We start from the raw sequence: 13,549 nt of genomic DNA on the forward strand, positions 1-13,549 counted from the left end.
AATTGGAGGGGAAAGTAGTCAGATAGTCAGGAGCGAGTCTGCCGGCCAAGGCCAGGATTGGGAAACTGAGCAGGCCGGAATGGTGACGCTGCTAAGAGATGATATTTGCTGGTGGTCGGGTATCTGAATAGAGGATGCTGGGGGCTGCTGATTTTGGAGAGCTGTTCGGCTCAGTTTTCCCACGGGTTGAGGAGGGTGACAGGGGAACCTTTGAAGTCTTTGGTGTTGCGCGTGACGACGGTCATGTTGTGAACCAGGGCTGTTGCCGCGATCAAGGCGTCCCGTTCGCCCTTCTTGTTTGGAACATGCAATTGGGCACATTGTCGTGCTACCGCTGCATCAATGTTCAAGGTGGCTTGGGAGAATGCGGGTAGCACCTGATTTTCAAACCAATTGCGCAATATGGTTCCCTGGGCGGCATCTTCCCGCTCTTTGCTCAGGATGCCTTGTTCCAGTTCCAGGACGGTAATGACGGATATGTACAGGGTGGCGGCGTTGACGCTGTGAATCCAGGCGGTGACATTTGCATCGGCTTTGCCAGATTTCATTTTCCGTATTTCGGAGACGACGTTGGTGTCCAGAAGGTACATGGTCAGAAATCAACGGGGCGAGTGTTGATGTTGCTATGAGCAGGTTCAAAGTCGATGTCGGCGTCATCGTCTGACATGGCCAATTCATCAATAATGTTGCGGCGCTGCTCGGTCAGTTGCAGGTAATTCTGGAATGTCATTAGCACGTGTGAGGGGCGACCACGATCGGTAATGATGACGGGACCATTGCGCGCGGCTTTTTTGGCCTCACTGGTGGCCTGGTTGAATTCTCGGCTTGAAAGAGTGGTGATAGTCATGATGCACCCTCCTGCGGTATTTGAATGTAGTTATGTTACTACATTGAGTGTTGCTTGGTTTCTTCGTGCTTGTTTCTATCAATAAATTTATCCTGTACGCAGGGGCGTGAAAAGACATGGTGTGACAGAGTAGTCACGTGAGACTGGAGAGGTGAATCAATGGCAGGGCAGCAGCATGTATCTGGGGTGACCGGCATTATTCTGGCGGCAGGCTTGGGGCGGCGGTTTGATCCGTCGGGCCAGCAGTTGAAACTGTTGGCCAAGACTGAAGATGGTAGAACGATGGTGCGCCGCGTCTGTGAGACGGCTTTGTCTGTGCTCGATGAGGTGCTGCTTGTTTGTGATATCCATGAGCAGATTTTGCGTCAGGAGTTGGGTGACTTGCCGATCAGATTTGTTCAGGCACCTGAGGCCATCCGCGGTATGGGTGTTAGCCTGAAAGCCGGTATCCGAGCTAGCAGTCCCCGTTATGGGTATGTTGTTTTGCTGGCGGATATGCCTTGGTTGCGGCCAAGCACTGTAGCGGCAGTGGCCCAGGCTGTGCAGGATAGGGCCGGAATTGTACGCCCCGTTTTTAATGGCCAGCCTGGTAATCCGGTTGGCTTTGGATTGGAGTGGCATCAACCGCTTTTGGAGCTGGCAGACGAGCAGGGTGCGCGCGACTTGTTGCAAGCCAACAAGGATCAGACCTTGTTTGTGCCTTTAGTGGATGAGGGGATCTTGCGCGATGTGGACACCCCCAGCGATTTGGGGATGTCTCAAACATCCAATTAGCCGTGACCGCGCTGTTTGGCGATCTGCTGGCGCTCCAGGCGGCCGATGTAGTGCTGAATTGCCATCTGCGTGGAGGCAGACAGGTCAATGAAGGTACAGCCCAAACGTTGAATCTGTTTGCCATTAGGCAACTGCTGTGTTTCCGTACGCGCTACTTGTAGTGCCACAACAAAAGAACCGGCTTGCGGCAGTTCGAGCAGGGATTCGGTTTTATGCGTGCCGATCACTTCTGCCAGACTTTGCGATTCGTCCACCAAAGACAAGCCGCCACCGCTGATGTCGTGCAGCAGAAAGCTTTTGGACTCGTTATTCAAGCGCAAGATCACCATGGCCGGTTCGCTGACGGGTACGTTGACGCGGAAGAACTCGCGTCGCTGCAAGCGGCGAATGGATTCGGGGATCGGGATCGCCAGGGCTGGCTGACCTTCGTAGGACACGACCTCTGGGGTGGGGCCTTGAAACGTCACCTTGATCTTGTCCAGCGAGGTCTCGAAATGGGTATGTTCGGACTGCAGCAGATTGCGGGTTTTTTCTTCTTTGTTGGCGGTATCAATCACCACCACGTTGTTGTCCAGATCAATATCCAGAATGGTGGTGACAATCCGGTCATTGCCCTGATTGGCTTCCATGTGCAGTAACAGGCCCCCTTTTTCGATAGCCTGTAAAACACGCAGAATTTCAAACTTGGACTGGATCTGATACGGATCGTCTTCGGTGGGAGGGAGCGTAGAAGTCATGGGCAGGGCGGCAAAAAGAGATCGGTAAGTGACTGTAAGGGATTGTACGCGCCAGAGTAACACTCTGGGCGCGCTTTGGCGTGTGAAGTCAGCTAGTTAACAGCCTAAGTATTTAGGCTTGGTTTAAATGTTGCAGGGCGCAGCGTGCTGCTGCCAAATCCCACGCAGCCGAGCCTACCGATTTGAAGAACAAGGGCTTGTCTTTGGGGGCTGGGGTACGCAGCGCCTGGTGAATGCTGTGGACTTGCTCCCAGTCCACGCCGGCCTGGATCAGGTCGCCTGCTTCCTGGCGGGCACCGGCGACATCATCGGCATATAGACGGCTGGCCAGCAAGGTGTGGGCCTCGAACTCGGCCATATCCGGTTGAAAGGCTCCCAAGCCAATCAGCAAGCGATCAAGGCGTGCGGGTTCGTGATACACGGGTGTCAGGCTGGAGGTCAGGGCGATCAGCACATCCGTTTTTTCCGGAACAGCTGTGGTGGCCTGGACCCGGTCCCCGAATCTGGCTTGCAAGGATGTGGCCACAGCCTGCGCACGGTCTGGGTTACGGCCCGTCAGGGTGACGCGTGCTTTGGGGTACAGCGTCATGATGGCATCGCAATGCGCGACAGCCTGCTGTCCGTACCCCAGCAAAGTGATGTGCTCCGGCCCTTGGGGCCACAGGGCTTGAATACCCAGCATGGATACCGCTGCAGTACGGCGTTCGGATAGGGTGGGGGCATCCAGAATCAGTAGCGGCAAACCGTTCTGGGCGTCGTAGACGCTGACCAGGCCCTGGATACTGCCCAGTTCCTGCTGCTGGTTGTCCAGCATCACATTAGCCAGTTTATGAACACCTATATCGTGTGAAACCGCTGGCATGGACAGCATTTTCCCCGTTTTGGGATAGTCCAGAACCTGACGGGTTGGGGCGACGATAGTGCCAGCAGCATACTGGGCCATGGCTTTGCCTAGCTGGGCGACCAGTTCAGGATAAGGCAGGGCACGAGCAGTCTCTTCAGAGGACAGGACGGTATAGGAAGTTTGCGTCATTCCAGGGTCTCCATGGAGTCGGTCTGTGGGTGATGCCGGACTATTGAGAAACCAGTGTAGCGTAGGCCCAGCCCAGGGCAATAGGGCCTTTCCGCCAGTGATCTATTGACCCACCTTGACAATTAATCCGCCCCGCCTGGCGGCCTGTCGCGGCATAATGAGGCCTGATATCAGCACCTGCCCACGCGCGGTGCCGTGCATTGGGGAGAAAAATAATGAGTTTGCTTAATTCTGTTGTGTCGGCCTTGTCGGCTACGGATTCCAAATCCAAAGAGCAGGGCGCTTTGTTGCCCGCCCTGATTCAAGTCATCAGCAGCTATCCAGGCGGTTTGAGCGGCCTGATCGAGCGTTTTCGCTCGGGTGGTTTTGGTGATGTGGTCTCGTCCTGGATTTCGCAGGGCAGCAATCAGGAAATCGGCCAGCAGGATTTGCTGGGCGTGATGGGGCAACCGGCCATCAAGCAATTGGTGGACCTGTCGGGTTTGAATCAGCAAAGCGTGCTGGATAATCTGAAGATCATGCTGCCGTCCTTGATCAATCAAGCCAGCCCCAATGGTCAGTTTGACCCATCTCACATTACCGATGCCAGCAGCCTGCTGGGTGGTTTGACGCAGTTGTTTCGCAAGTCCTGATTCTCTTGCGTCCGTGACACGGTCTGTCTGACGGCCGTATTGCCAAGAATGAAAAAAGCCTGGAATCGGTATTGCACCGACTCCAGGCTTTTTTGCTTGATGCCGAAAAACCTGTACAGCAATTCCGGCCTGTACAGGTTTTTGGGTTTTAGCCGCGTGCCGCTGCTTCCAGAGCTTGTTCCAGATCGGCCAGAATGTCGTCGATGTGTTCCAGGCCAACGGACAGACGCACCATGTCTTCGCTCACGCCTACGGCGGCCAGTTCTTCGGCATTGAGCTGACGGTGAGTTGTGCTGGCAGGGTGGCAAGCCAGGGATTTGGCATCACCAATATTGACCAGACGCAGCACCAGGTTCAGCGCGTCGATAAAGCGAGTACCGGCTTCAATGCCGCCCTTGATACCAAAGGACAAAATCGCCGCAGGCTTGCCACCCATATAGCGCTTGGCCAGTTCATGATCCGGATGGTCAGGCAAACCGGCGTACTTCACCCAGGACACTTGTGGGTGCTTGTTCAGATACTGGGCTACTTTCAGGGCGTTTTCTGTATGACGCTCCATGCGCAGAGGCAGGGTTTCGATGCCTTGCAGGATCTGGAAAGCGCTCAAGGGGGCCAGGGCAGCGCCGGTATTGCGCAGCGGAGCCACGCGGCAGCGGCCGATGAAGGCGGCTGGGCCAAAGGCGTCGGTATAGACCACGCCGTGGTAGGACGGGTCAGGCGTATTCAGGATGGCAAAGCGATCTTTGTGCTCAGCCCAGGGGAACTTACCGGAGTCCACGACCATGCCCGCAATGGTGGTGCCGTGACCGCCCATGTATTTGGTCAGCGAGTGCACGACAATGTCGGCACCGTGCTCGATAGGACGGCACAGGGCAGGCGAGGCCACGGTATTGTCTACAATCAGGGGTACGCCATGGCGGTGAGCGGCATCGGCCAGTGCACGGATATCGATGATGTTGCCAGCCGGGTTGCCGATGGTTTCGCAGAACACGGCACGAGTGCGGTCGTCGATCAGGGCTTCCAGTGCTTCGATATCATTGGGTTGGGCAAATTTGACGGTAATGCCCTGGCGCGGGAAGGAGTGCGCGAACAGGTTGTAGGTGCCGCCGTACAGTTTACTGACGGACACAATGTTGTCGCCGGCCTCTGCAATCGTTTGGATAGCATACGTGATGGCTGCCATGCCAGAGGCTACTGCCAAGCCCGCAATCCCGCCTTCCAGTGCTGCCACGCGCTCTTCGAGCACGGCATTGGTCGGGTTCATGATGCGGGTGTAAATATTGCCGGGCACCTTCAGGTCAAACAGATCCGCGCCGTGTTGCGTATTGTCGAAAGCGTAGGAAGTGGTCTGGTAAATCGGAACAGCAACGGCTTTTGTGGTCGGATCAGGCTGGTAGCCAGCATGAATGGCGAGAGTCTCTAGTTTCATGGTTAATTCTGGAATTGATGATCAAGTGGCTTATATAAGACAAAGCAAGCATAACCCCTGTATGTAGAGAAAAGCATCTAAGGGTGCAGACATTAATACTATGCTTTTATTTCTTTTGGTAATAATGGCGAATTACTGACAACAGGCTCTGCTTTTTAAAGTGCGGGTGGATATTTCTTATTTTCGTTACTTCGCAATGGCCCGACATGGGTTAGCATTTCGTATCCGGGCAGATGGCGTGTTGCATCCTGCCCCGAGGTCCTAGAGGCTTACATGAAAGTATGGTTTAAGCGGGGCTTATTCAGCCTCGTCGTTTTAGCTATTGTCACGGTGGTAGGCGGGGCGATTTTCCTGCTGACATTCAATCCCAATTCGTACAAGCAGAAGCTGGCTGACATCGTCCAGCAAAAGTATCAGCGTACGCTCAAGATTGACGGTGATATCGAACTTTCTTTATTTCCCCGCATTGGCCTGTCCGTGCAGGGGCTGTCCCTGTCTGACCGTAATTCGGAAGATCCTTTCGCTTCTTTGGAAAGCGCCCGGTTTGCGGTGGCCTTGTGGCCTTTGATCAATAACCGCCTGGTGGTGGACCACGTTGCTGTTACCGGCTTCAAAGCCTGGATTGTGCGCGATGAGGAAGGCAAGCTGAATTTTGACGACTTGCTGCAAGCCCCGCCTGCCGGCCCTCACCTTCCCCTTGCCCGCTCGGGCGTATCCTTGTTGCCCGCAGCACAAGCTGCCGAGGCTCCTCAGACAGCCGAGCCTGCACCCGAGTCCTTGCCCGTTCCCGAGTTGATTGCCAAGCGCTCGGGTAGCGAAACGGATTTCCAGATTGATATTGCGGGTCTGAGTCTGAAGGGTGGTGAGATTCATTACTTCAGCAAACGCAGCAATGTAATTGGCCGTTTGTTGCAGCTGGAAGTGAACACGGGCCGCATGACGTTTGGTCAGCCTTTTGATGTGGCTTTCAAGAGCCGCTTGTCGGGGGACTATCCCGTGGCGGATGGTGTGCTGGAAGGGCAAGGGCAGCTGAGACTGGACCCTGCTTCCAAATCCTACGGCGCGCAAAAGCTGAACTTGAGCTTTGTCGGTGATCTGGACCAGTTGCAGGCACAAAGCCTGACTCTTAAGGGCAATGTGGCCTACAAGTCGGCCCAACGCCAGTTCAGCGCCACCAATCTGGATACCCAATTGCAAGGTCAGTGGTTGGGCGCTTATCCGGTTAGTGATCTGAATGCCACGTTGAATACGCCCAAGATGGAAATCGACAGCGTCAGCGACCTGGTGTCTTTCGAGAAGCTGGCTTTGCGTGTTCGTGGCAAAAATGAAGATCAGAATCTGGATCTGGCCCTGGACGTGCCTCGTATCCAGGTATCGCCTGCCCAGGCTGAAGGTTCGCCTGTCGTTGCCAGCCTGAAAGTCAGCGGCCCCAAGGTCCTGGGTTTGGGTTTGACGTTGCAAGGCTTGTCCGGTAACAGCCAGGAATTGATATTTGAGCAGGCCAAGCTGGACGGCGCCATCAAGCAAGGCAGCCGTGTGGCGCAATTGAAGGCCAGTTCCCCCATGCAGTGGCAGCCATCGAATGAGTGGCTGCGTCTGCCCGAGGTTAAAGCCAATATCCGCGTGGAAGACGAGGCCGACGCAGGTAGCCGGTTCGAGATGCCTCTGACGGGTCAGGCAGACCTGAACAAAGGCAAACAAGAATACAGTGCGCAGCTAAGCAGTAGCACCGAGCAGGCTCAAGGCAGTCTGGATGTGAGCTTGCAAGATAAGGGTAAAGGGCCGTTGCTGAACGCGGTACTCAAAGCGGACAAACTGGACCTGGACGAACTGCGTTCGATTTTCTGGGTGACAGCCCCCGAAGTGGTGACCCCACCGGAGCCGGAGCCAGAGGCTGAAGCGCCGGAAGTCGCTACCGAGCAGGAGCCGGCTGCAGAGGGGACTGAACAAGCCGAGCAGCCCAAGGCAGAGCAGGCTCCCGCAGTCGAAGAAGTGGTTGAAGAAGCCTCCTCTTACGCTTGGCTGGATACGCTCAGCTTTGATCTGCGTTTTGAAATCGAAAAGCTGCGCAGCCTGGGTGTAGTAATGGATCAGGTGAAAGCTCAGGTCAAGAACCAGGGTCAGTTGATCAATTTGTCGCAGTTCAATGCGCAGGCGTATGAAGGTCAGCTTCAGGCCAAGGCCAAGGTTGAGCCCGGCAAGCGCTTCGAATTGGGCCTGAAGTTGCAGCAAATGCAGGTCGGTTCGCTCTTGCTGGATGCGTTCGGCAATGACTACCTGGCAGGCAAGGGCAATGTGGATCTGAACCTGAAGGCTCAAGGCGCCACAAGCCAGGAGCGTCTGAATGCTCTGGAAGGTGGCCTGACGGTCGATTTGCATGACGGCAGCTGGCGCAGCGTTGATCTGGACCAGAGCGTGCGCGATATCAACGAAGCCGTGCGCAATGCCTTTGGCGGTCAGATTCCTTTGCTGCTGCCCCAGTCCGATCCTTTGCGCCGCACGGTGTTGAACCGTTTGCAGGGCAGTCTGGATATCAAGAAAGGGCAAGCGACTTTCCGTAATTTACGGGCCACCACCCCGATTCTGACGGTGACAGCGGCTAAAGGCGCCACGCTGGATTTGGTAAATCAACAAGCAGATGTGACTTTGCAGGCTCGCCTGAACCACAACAATCTGGCCGTGGAAGAGCGCAAGTCCTTCCAGGACCTGCGCAATGTGCTGATTCCTATCCATATCTCCGGTCCCTGGACAGGGCTGTCCTACCAGATTCAGTGGAAAGATATTGCCAGCAACTCCATCAAGAAGGCACTGCAAGACGGTTTGCTGGATTTGTTGAGCCAACAAGCGTCAGAAGCTAAAGCAGAGTCCACCCCCGATGTGAAGTCCGAGGTGAAGCAGATCATCAAGGAAGAGTTGGGGGCCAAGGTTCCACAAACCGTGGGCGAAGCCATGAAGCAGTGGTTCAAGCCATGAGCACAAGTTCAGCGTTAAGTTCGCCTGACCAGACGGTTTGCCTGTTGCAAGGCGGCCCGTCCCTTAGTGACGGCAAGGCACTGGCCTGCAAGGGGCGATGGGTGCTGGGGAACGATCAGGGGCAGGTCCTGGCTGCCGATGCGCTGCCTGCCTTGGCCGAGCTTAGTATGGAACTGCGTTTTGGCCAGCTGGTGTTGCGCGCTCCGGGCATGTTGCGCCTGGATATCGAAGTGGACGTTATTGAAGACGATCCGGATTCCTTTTCCCTGTGGCAGGAAAATGGGCAATCCGTGCAATTGGTAGACGAAGGGGATTTGCCTGCCCAGTGGTTCAGCCGCTATACAGGCCAGCCGCTGCGTCTGTTAAAGCGTTTGCCCCAGGCTGAGTAAGCTGTCTGCGCGGTGATCCATATAGAACAAGCCCTGCTCATGGCAGGGCTTTTTTTTTTCTGCTTATGTCGTAGGTTCGGACTGCAGCCGGTGATAGCGGGCAAGCAGCGTTTCCTGGCTTTCCTGATGCTGGGGGTGAACCTCGATACATTCGACCGGGCACACTACCACACACTGCGGCTCATCAAAGTGGCCGACGCATTCTGTACACAGGTTGGGATTGATCTCGTAGATCTCCTCGCCCATGTAAATAGCCAGGTTAGGGCACTGCGGCTCACAAACGTCGCAGTTAATGCATTCTTCAGTAATGTGCAGTGCCATAGCGCAGTGTCCTGATAAGCGTGGTCCTTGGATTTGACCAGTCGGTCACCCCACAGTGTAGTACGGACCGCTGCGCAGGGCGAGTTCAGGTGGCTGAAACCGTTTGCTGATTGCGTTCCTTGGCTTTGGTTTGTAGCCAACGCTCCACGGACGGGAACACAAATTTGCCTACATCACCGCCCAAAATGGCAATTTCGCGCACGATGGTGCCGGAGATGAACTGGTACTGATCCGAAGGAGTCATGAACATGGTCTCGACTTCGGGCAGCAGGTGACGGTTCATGCCCGCCATTTGAAATTCGTACTCAAAATCGGACACGGCGCGCAGGCCACGTACGATAACGCGACCATTTTGCTCGCGCACAAAGTCCTTGAGCAGGCCGGAAAAGCTTTTCACTTCCACGTTTGGATAGTGGCTGAGCACTTCGGAGGCGATCTCAACACGCTCTTCAACGGTGAAGAAAGGGCGCTTGTTCTGGCTGGAGGCCACACCGACCACAACGTGATCGAAAAGGTTGGCGGCTCGCCGGACCAAGTCTTCATGGCCTCGTGTCAGGGGGTCGAAGGTGCCGGGGTAAACAGCTGTGATCATGGTGCATCCGCGTAAGTGGTTCAAATTGGCAGGTCGGAGTCCGGGGGGAGCGGTGCAGGCGTCCCGGAAAATTCGGCATTATTGACTGTTTTTTGCATCGCAGCAAATCGCAACAAATGATAATGTACCTGCCCTGCCTTATCCTGTCGTAGTATCCCGTATTGATCTGGGGCTTGTATAGGGGTTTCGGACTCAATGTAAACCAGTGCGTCCGGTGCCAGCACATTGGGCAGCAAGGGCCAGATACGTTCCATCCAGTCCTGCGCAAAGGGCGGGTCTATGAAGACCAGATCGTAGCGCATCTGGCTGCGCTCCAGAATATGGAGGGCGTCGCCCGCATGGATACGGACGTGGTCTGCCTTGAGTTTGGTACGCAGGCTGCGCAAATTGCTGACAGCGGGTCCGTGGCGTTCCACCATTTGTACAAAGGCGACACCGCGCGAGGCCGCTTCAAAGCCCAGGGCTCCGCTACCGGCAAACAGATCCAGCACGTTCTTGTCGCTGAACTGACCGCCCCAGAAGTGGTTAAGCCAGTTAAACAGCGTTTCGCGCACACGATCCGGGGTGGGCCGCAGACCGGGTGCATCGACGACTGAAATCGGTGTGCGGCGGTAATCACCACCTACAATACGGACAGCATGTTTTCTCATTAGCGCTTTGATCAGATAATGTGGTCATTCAACAGAATTTTCTAGTGTAAATCGTATGTTCAGTTTTTTTAAAAGAAAGAAGGCCAAGCCAGAGCCACAAGTCACTCAAACGGAGCTGACCGAGCCGCTTTCTCCTGCCCCGTCTCAGCCCCAGGCTGACGCGGCAGATGCATCCCCCGCTGTATCGCAGGAGCAAAGCACGCCGGTTCAAACGCCGGTGGCCTCGCCTGCTGTGGCTTTGGATAGCCAGGCAGTCAGCCAGGCTGAACATCGCGCTGCTTCCGAGTCTACGCCCACGCAGCCAGAGGTGCCACAACCGGCCCCGGCCAGTGTCCCGACCCCAGCGCCTGCCCGTGTCCACGAGCCGCAAGTGCAGCCTGTACCTGAACCCGAGGTGCAGCCAATTCCCGAGCCGGTGCCGCAGCCAGAACCCGAGATACAGCCGACTCCTGAACCGGAGCCAGAGATTGTTCCAGTTCCTGCGCCACAGCCTGAACCAGCTCCTGCCCCGACGCCAGAGCCAGAAGCCGCCGCGCCTGTGGTGAAAACTTCCTGGATGGCACGCTTGAAGCAGGGCTTGTCGCGTACAGGCCAGAGCCTGAGCAGTCTGTTCGTCGGTGCCAAGGTTGATGAAACCTTGTTCGAGGAACTGGAAGACGCCTTGCTGATGGCAGACGCGGGTGTTGAGGCTACCGAGAAACTGATTACCGCCTTGCGTGCTCGTGTCCGTAAAGAAAAAGTCAGCGATGCGGCCCAGGTCAAACAGATCCTGTGTGACATCCTGACCGATCATTTGAAGCCCCTGGAGAAATCCTTTCCTTTGGAATCGAGCAAACCACTGGTAGTCATGATTGCCGGGGTGAATGGTGCAGGTAAAACCACGTCTATCGGTAAGTTGGCTCACACCTTCCAGGAGCAGGGCGCAAAAGTCTTGTTGGCCGCCGGTGATACCTTCCGTGCTGCCGCTCGTGAACAGCTGATTGAATGGGGCACCCGCAATAACGTCAGTGTTATTGCTCAAGACGGTGGTGACCCCGCCGCGGTGGCGTTTGATGCTGTGCATGCAGGCCGTGCCCGCGATATGGGCGTGGTCATGGTGGATACCGCCGGCCGTTTGCCAACCCAGCTTCACCTGATGGAAGAGCTCAAGAAGATCAAGCGCGTCATCGGCAAGGCCGATGGTCAGGCTCCTCATGAAATTCTCTTGGTTGTGGACGGCAATACCGGCCAGAACGCCATTTCCCAGATCCGTGCCTTTGATGCGGCCTTGGGGCTGACTGGCCTGGTGGTTACCAAGCTGGACGGTACGGCTAAAGGCGGGACGCTGGCTGCCGTTGCTGCCTGTGCGCAAGGCGTACGTCCTATTCCGGTGTACTGGATTGGCGTGGGCGAGGGCATGCAGGATCTGCAAGCCTTTGTGGCCCGTGAGTTTGCGTCGGCCTTGTTGGGCATGAACGCTTAAATCCAAGTTTGGCTGTCAAAAAAGCGGCGATGCCTGTAAAGACATCGCCGCTTTTTTATCCCTGGGCCGACCAGGAAAAGAGCGCTACGTAGTAGCAAACCAAGGCTCAGTGCACAGTGGGCTTTTCAGTGCTTTTGGCGTTCAGCGTCGCAGAAGCTCTGTTTGCGGCTGATGCTGATCCAAGGCATTGAGCGCATGCTGTGCATGGGCGGCACGACCTTGACGGGCATGCGTCAGCCAGTCCCGCGCAAACTGCGCTTGTTCGGGGTTGGCCGCATGTTGGGCATACCAATCCAGCGCCACGTCCACGTCGGTGACTGCACCAATCAAGGCCTGACATTCGCGCAGCACTTTGTGCAGCCCTTGCTTGTCGGCTGCGCTGGGCAAAAACTCCAGGCAGTAGCGCAGGCTCTTGATCCGGTTGCGCAGGCGGTGCTGCTTGTCCTGGCTGATCTGAGCAAAGCGTTGGCTGCGTAATTGAATTGTCTGGAACCAGCGGCTGATACGGGCTTCGATCAAATGTTCGGGCTGAGGCACACCATTCAGTTCCAGTGTAGGGCCGCAAATCAGGCTTTGCAGATTACTTAACAGCAGGGACTGAAACTCGGCTGCACTGGCCAGTTGGACCGGGTCGTGCTCCAGATGGGCAGGAGTAGGCTCAGGTGCCGGGCCGGGCATTCCCGCCTGCAGCAGCAAGGGGGTGATTTCCAGGTGTACCAGGTCATGGTCGCGTGCCTGACCAAACAGACCGAAATAATGTGTCAGACGCGTATTGGCATACCCTTCGCTAGCCGATAGCCACATTTTGAACAGCTTGCGGCAGGAGCGCAGACGGCGCAGACCCACGCGCATCAAGGCCAGATAGTCGGCCTGACGGGAAGAGTCCGGACGTATGCCATCCACGCCGGCCAGCAAGGCGGCATTGCGAATGACCTGCTCCAGGCTCATGGTGGCACTCAGGCTATAAAACTGTTCCAGATCCTCGGTGTCAACAAAATGCGGTTTGGGCAGGTCGTAGGCTTTGCGGGTCAGGGCTGCAGCTACCTGTTCGGGCGTCAGATCCAGACTTTCCGATTTGGCCCGGCGGCGGTCCTCCAGACTGGCCAGGGCATCACCACGCTCGGACTTGCTGCGCATCTCCAGAATCAGGCCATGTTTGTACAGCCAGCGCTGGCCAACCTCAAACATGGTCAGGCTCTCGCCCTTGATCAGCTCAATTTCCAGCTCGTTGACCAGCAGCTTCAAACCATTGGATTCGATATGGCCCACATCGTAGGCCAGCTCCAGTTCAGACTGGCCTTGCTTGATCAGGGCCAGCTCGCGCTGGATGCGGGTTTGATAACGGGCTTGGATTTGATCCGCGTAACGAGCCAGCGCAGCGTGGGCGGGTGTGTCCTGATACAGGCTCAGGTCCAGTTCCGGGCCGGGACGGGGGTGATTGATTTCAATGCGGGACAGGGTATCAGGACCGGGCAGTTTGACGGTCTGGACCCATTGCTCGCCTTCCTTGCGCAGACGCAAGGCGATACTCGAGCGCGCCAAATCGCGTTCGGGCGTATCAAAGTAAATGGCATTTAAGGTAATGCTACCCGTGCGTACTGCGTCAAAGGCGGTCAATAAACCGGGACGGGCACTCTCGGGTACAAAAAATTTCAGTTCTTGTTCTAGCACAGCATCGCACTCGAGAAATCACCCACAACAGGTGGGCGG

At 56.1% G+C, this 13,549-nt stretch carries 14 protein-coding genes; 5 read left to right on the top strand and 9 right to left on the bottom strand.

What is annotated here, in order from left to right:
- Window positions 1–170 precede the first annotated feature (170 nt).
- Window positions 171–590, bottom strand: a complete 420-nt coding sequence (locus tag MID00_RS11910) for a type II toxin-antitoxin system VapC family toxin (protein WP_250756047.1) — start codon at window positions 588–590, stop codon at window positions 171–173.
- 2 nt (window positions 591–592) lie between these two features.
- Window positions 593–847, bottom strand: a complete 255-nt coding sequence (locus tag MID00_RS11915; RefSeq protein ID WP_009454760.1) for a type II toxin-antitoxin system prevent-host-death family antitoxin — start codon at window positions 845–847, stop codon at window positions 593–595.
- Window positions 848–1,006: 159 nt separating this feature from the next.
- Between MID00_RS11915 and MID00_RS11920 the strand changes: the two genes are divergently transcribed.
- A complete protein-coding gene (locus MID00_RS11920) occupies window positions 1,007–1,621 on the top strand; it encodes an NTP transferase domain-containing protein (RefSeq protein WP_254498876.1) in 615 nt (204 codons plus the stop codon).
- Here the strand turns inward: MID00_RS11920 and MID00_RS11925 are convergent.
- Both MID00_RS11925 and MID00_RS11930 read right to left on the bottom strand, forming a co-directional pair.
- Complete coding sequence (locus tag MID00_RS11925) at window positions 1,618–2,358, bottom strand: flagellar brake protein (protein WP_009454764.1); 741 nt, start codon at window positions 2,356–2,358, stop codon at window positions 1,618–1,620. The two genes, MID00_RS11920 and MID00_RS11925, sit on opposite strands and share 4 nt — an antisense overlap.
- A gap of 112 nt (window positions 2,359–2,470) precedes the next feature.
- Window positions 2,471–3,391: a delta(1)-pyrroline-2-carboxylate reductase family protein gene (locus MID00_RS11930; RefSeq protein WP_254498877.1), complete on the bottom strand. Its 921-nt coding sequence runs from the start codon at window positions 3,389–3,391 to the stop codon at window positions 2,471–2,473.
- Window positions 3,392–3,606: 215 nt separating this feature from the next.
- On the opposite strand from MID00_RS11930, the gene MID00_RS11935 reads away from it, so the two are divergent.
- On the top strand, window positions 3,607–4,023 hold the full coding sequence (locus MID00_RS11935) for a YidB family protein (RefSeq protein WP_022983226.1): 417 nt from the start codon (window positions 3,607–3,609) through the stop codon (window positions 4,021–4,023).
- 148 nt (window positions 4,024–4,171) lie between these two features.
- Here MID00_RS11935 and MID00_RS11940 read toward each other — a convergent pair whose 3' ends face one another.
- The gene (locus MID00_RS11940; protein WP_009454769.1) at window positions 4,172–5,452 is read right to left on the bottom strand and encodes a bifunctional O-acetylhomoserine aminocarboxypropyltransferase/cysteine synthase; all 1,281 of its coding nucleotides are present in this window, start codon (window positions 5,450–5,452) and stop codon (window positions 4,172–4,174) included.
- Window positions 5,453–5,725: 273 nt separating this feature from the next.
- On the opposite strand from MID00_RS11940, the gene MID00_RS11945 reads away from it, so the two are divergent.
- Together MID00_RS11945 and MID00_RS11950 are read left to right on the top strand one after the other, a co-directional pair.
- On the top strand, window positions 5,726–8,425 hold the full coding sequence (locus MID00_RS11945) for an AsmA family protein (protein WP_250756045.1): 2,700 nt from the start codon (window positions 5,726–5,728) through the stop codon (window positions 8,423–8,425).
- The gene (locus tag MID00_RS11950) at window positions 8,422–8,814 is read left to right on the top strand and encodes an MOSC N-terminal beta barrel domain-containing protein (protein WP_031232400.1); all 393 of its coding nucleotides are present in this window, start codon (window positions 8,422–8,424) and stop codon (window positions 8,812–8,814) included. Before MID00_RS11945 ends, MID00_RS11950 begins: the two co-directional genes overlap by 4 nt.
- Before the next feature lie 63 nt (window positions 8,815–8,877).
- On the opposite strand, the gene MID00_RS11955 is transcribed toward MID00_RS11950, so the two are convergent.
- The 3 genes from MID00_RS11955 to rsmD all read right to left on the bottom strand — a co-directional run bounded on the left by MID00_RS11955 (window position 8,878) and on the right by rsmD (window position 10,377).
- Window positions 8,878–9,135, bottom strand: coding sequence for a YfhL family 4Fe-4S dicluster ferredoxin (locus tag MID00_RS11955; RefSeq protein WP_009454772.1), 258 nt, complete (start codon window positions 9,133–9,135; stop codon window positions 8,878–8,880).
- 85 nt (window positions 9,136–9,220) lie between these two features.
- Window positions 9,221–9,727 carry a pantetheine-phosphate adenylyltransferase gene (gene coaD / locus MID00_RS11960; protein ID WP_009454773.1) on the bottom strand — a complete coding sequence of 169 codons (507 nt, stop codon included), beginning with the start codon at window positions 9,725–9,727 and terminating at the stop codon, window positions 9,221–9,223.
- A 20-nt stretch (window positions 9,728–9,747) separates the two neighbouring features.
- Window positions 9,748–10,377, bottom strand: coding sequence for a 16S rRNA (guanine(966)-N(2))-methyltransferase RsmD (gene rsmD, locus MID00_RS11965; RefSeq protein WP_254498878.1), 630 nt, complete (start codon window positions 10,375–10,377; stop codon window positions 9,748–9,750).
- 55 nt (window positions 10,378–10,432) lie between these two features.
- Between rsmD and ftsY the strand changes: the two genes are divergently transcribed.
- Window positions 10,433–11,839: a signal recognition particle-docking protein FtsY gene (ftsY, locus tag MID00_RS11970; protein WP_254498879.1), complete on the top strand. Its 1,407-nt coding sequence runs from the start codon at window positions 10,433–10,435 to the stop codon at window positions 11,837–11,839.
- Between the two features lie 141 nt (window positions 11,840–11,980).
- Here the strand turns inward: ftsY and MID00_RS11975 are convergent, their stop codons facing one another.
- Window positions 11,981–13,510, bottom strand: a complete 1,530-nt coding sequence (locus MID00_RS11975) for a CYTH and CHAD domain-containing protein (RefSeq protein ID WP_254498880.1) — start codon at window positions 13,508–13,510, stop codon at window positions 11,981–11,983.
- Window positions 13,511–13,549 lie beyond the last annotated feature (39 nt).

The sequence above is a fragment of the Alcaligenes sp. NLF5-7 genome, assembly GCF_024266725.1.
Lineage (GTDB): Bacteria > Pseudomonadota > Gammaproteobacteria > Burkholderiales > Burkholderiaceae_B > Alcaligenes > Alcaligenes phenolicus.

Excerpts from the sequence above, each read along its gene's own strand:
- MID00_RS11910 (WP_250756047.1), bottom strand. The coding sequence starts at position 590 with ATGTACCTTCTGGACACCAACGTCGTCTCCGAAATACGGAAAATGAAA.
- MID00_RS11915 (WP_009454760.1), bottom strand. The coding sequence starts at position 847 with ATGACTATCACCACTCTTTCAAGCCGAGAATTCAACCAGGCCACCAGT.
- MID00_RS11920 (WP_254498876.1), top strand. The coding sequence starts at position 1,007 with ATGGCAGGGCAGCAGCATGTATCTGGGGTGACCGGCATTATTCTGGCG.
- MID00_RS11925 (WP_009454764.1), bottom strand. The coding sequence starts at position 2,358 with ATGACTTCTACGCTCCCTCCCACCGAAGACGATCCGTATCAGATCCAG.
- MID00_RS11930 (WP_254498877.1), bottom strand. The coding sequence starts at position 3,391 with ATGACGCAAACTTCCTATACCGTCCTGTCCTCTGAAGAGACTGCTCGT.
- MID00_RS11935 (WP_022983226.1), top strand. The coding sequence starts at position 3,607 with ATGAGTTTGCTTAATTCTGTTGTGTCGGCCTTGTCGGCTACGGATTCC.
- MID00_RS11940 (WP_009454769.1), bottom strand. The coding sequence starts at position 5,452 with ATGAAACTAGAGACTCTCGCCATTCATGCTGGCTACCAGCCTGATCCG.
- MID00_RS11945 (WP_250756045.1), top strand. The coding sequence starts at position 5,726 with ATGAAAGTATGGTTTAAGCGGGGCTTATTCAGCCTCGTCGTTTTAGCT.
- MID00_RS11950 (WP_031232400.1), top strand. The coding sequence starts at position 8,422 with ATGAGCACAAGTTCAGCGTTAAGTTCGCCTGACCAGACGGTTTGCCTG.
- MID00_RS11955 (WP_009454772.1), bottom strand. The coding sequence starts at position 9,135 with ATGGCACTGCACATTACTGAAGAATGCATTAACTGCGACGTTTGTGAG.
- coaD (WP_009454773.1), bottom strand. The coding sequence starts at position 9,727 with ATGATCACAGCTGTTTACCCCGGCACCTTCGACCCCCTGACACGAGGC.
- rsmD (WP_254498878.1), bottom strand. The coding sequence starts at position 10,377 with ATGAGAAAACATGCTGTCCGTATTGTAGGTGGTGATTACCGCCGCACA.
- ftsY (WP_254498879.1), top strand. The coding sequence starts at position 10,433 with ATGTTCAGTTTTTTTAAAAGAAAGAAGGCCAAGCCAGAGCCACAAGTC.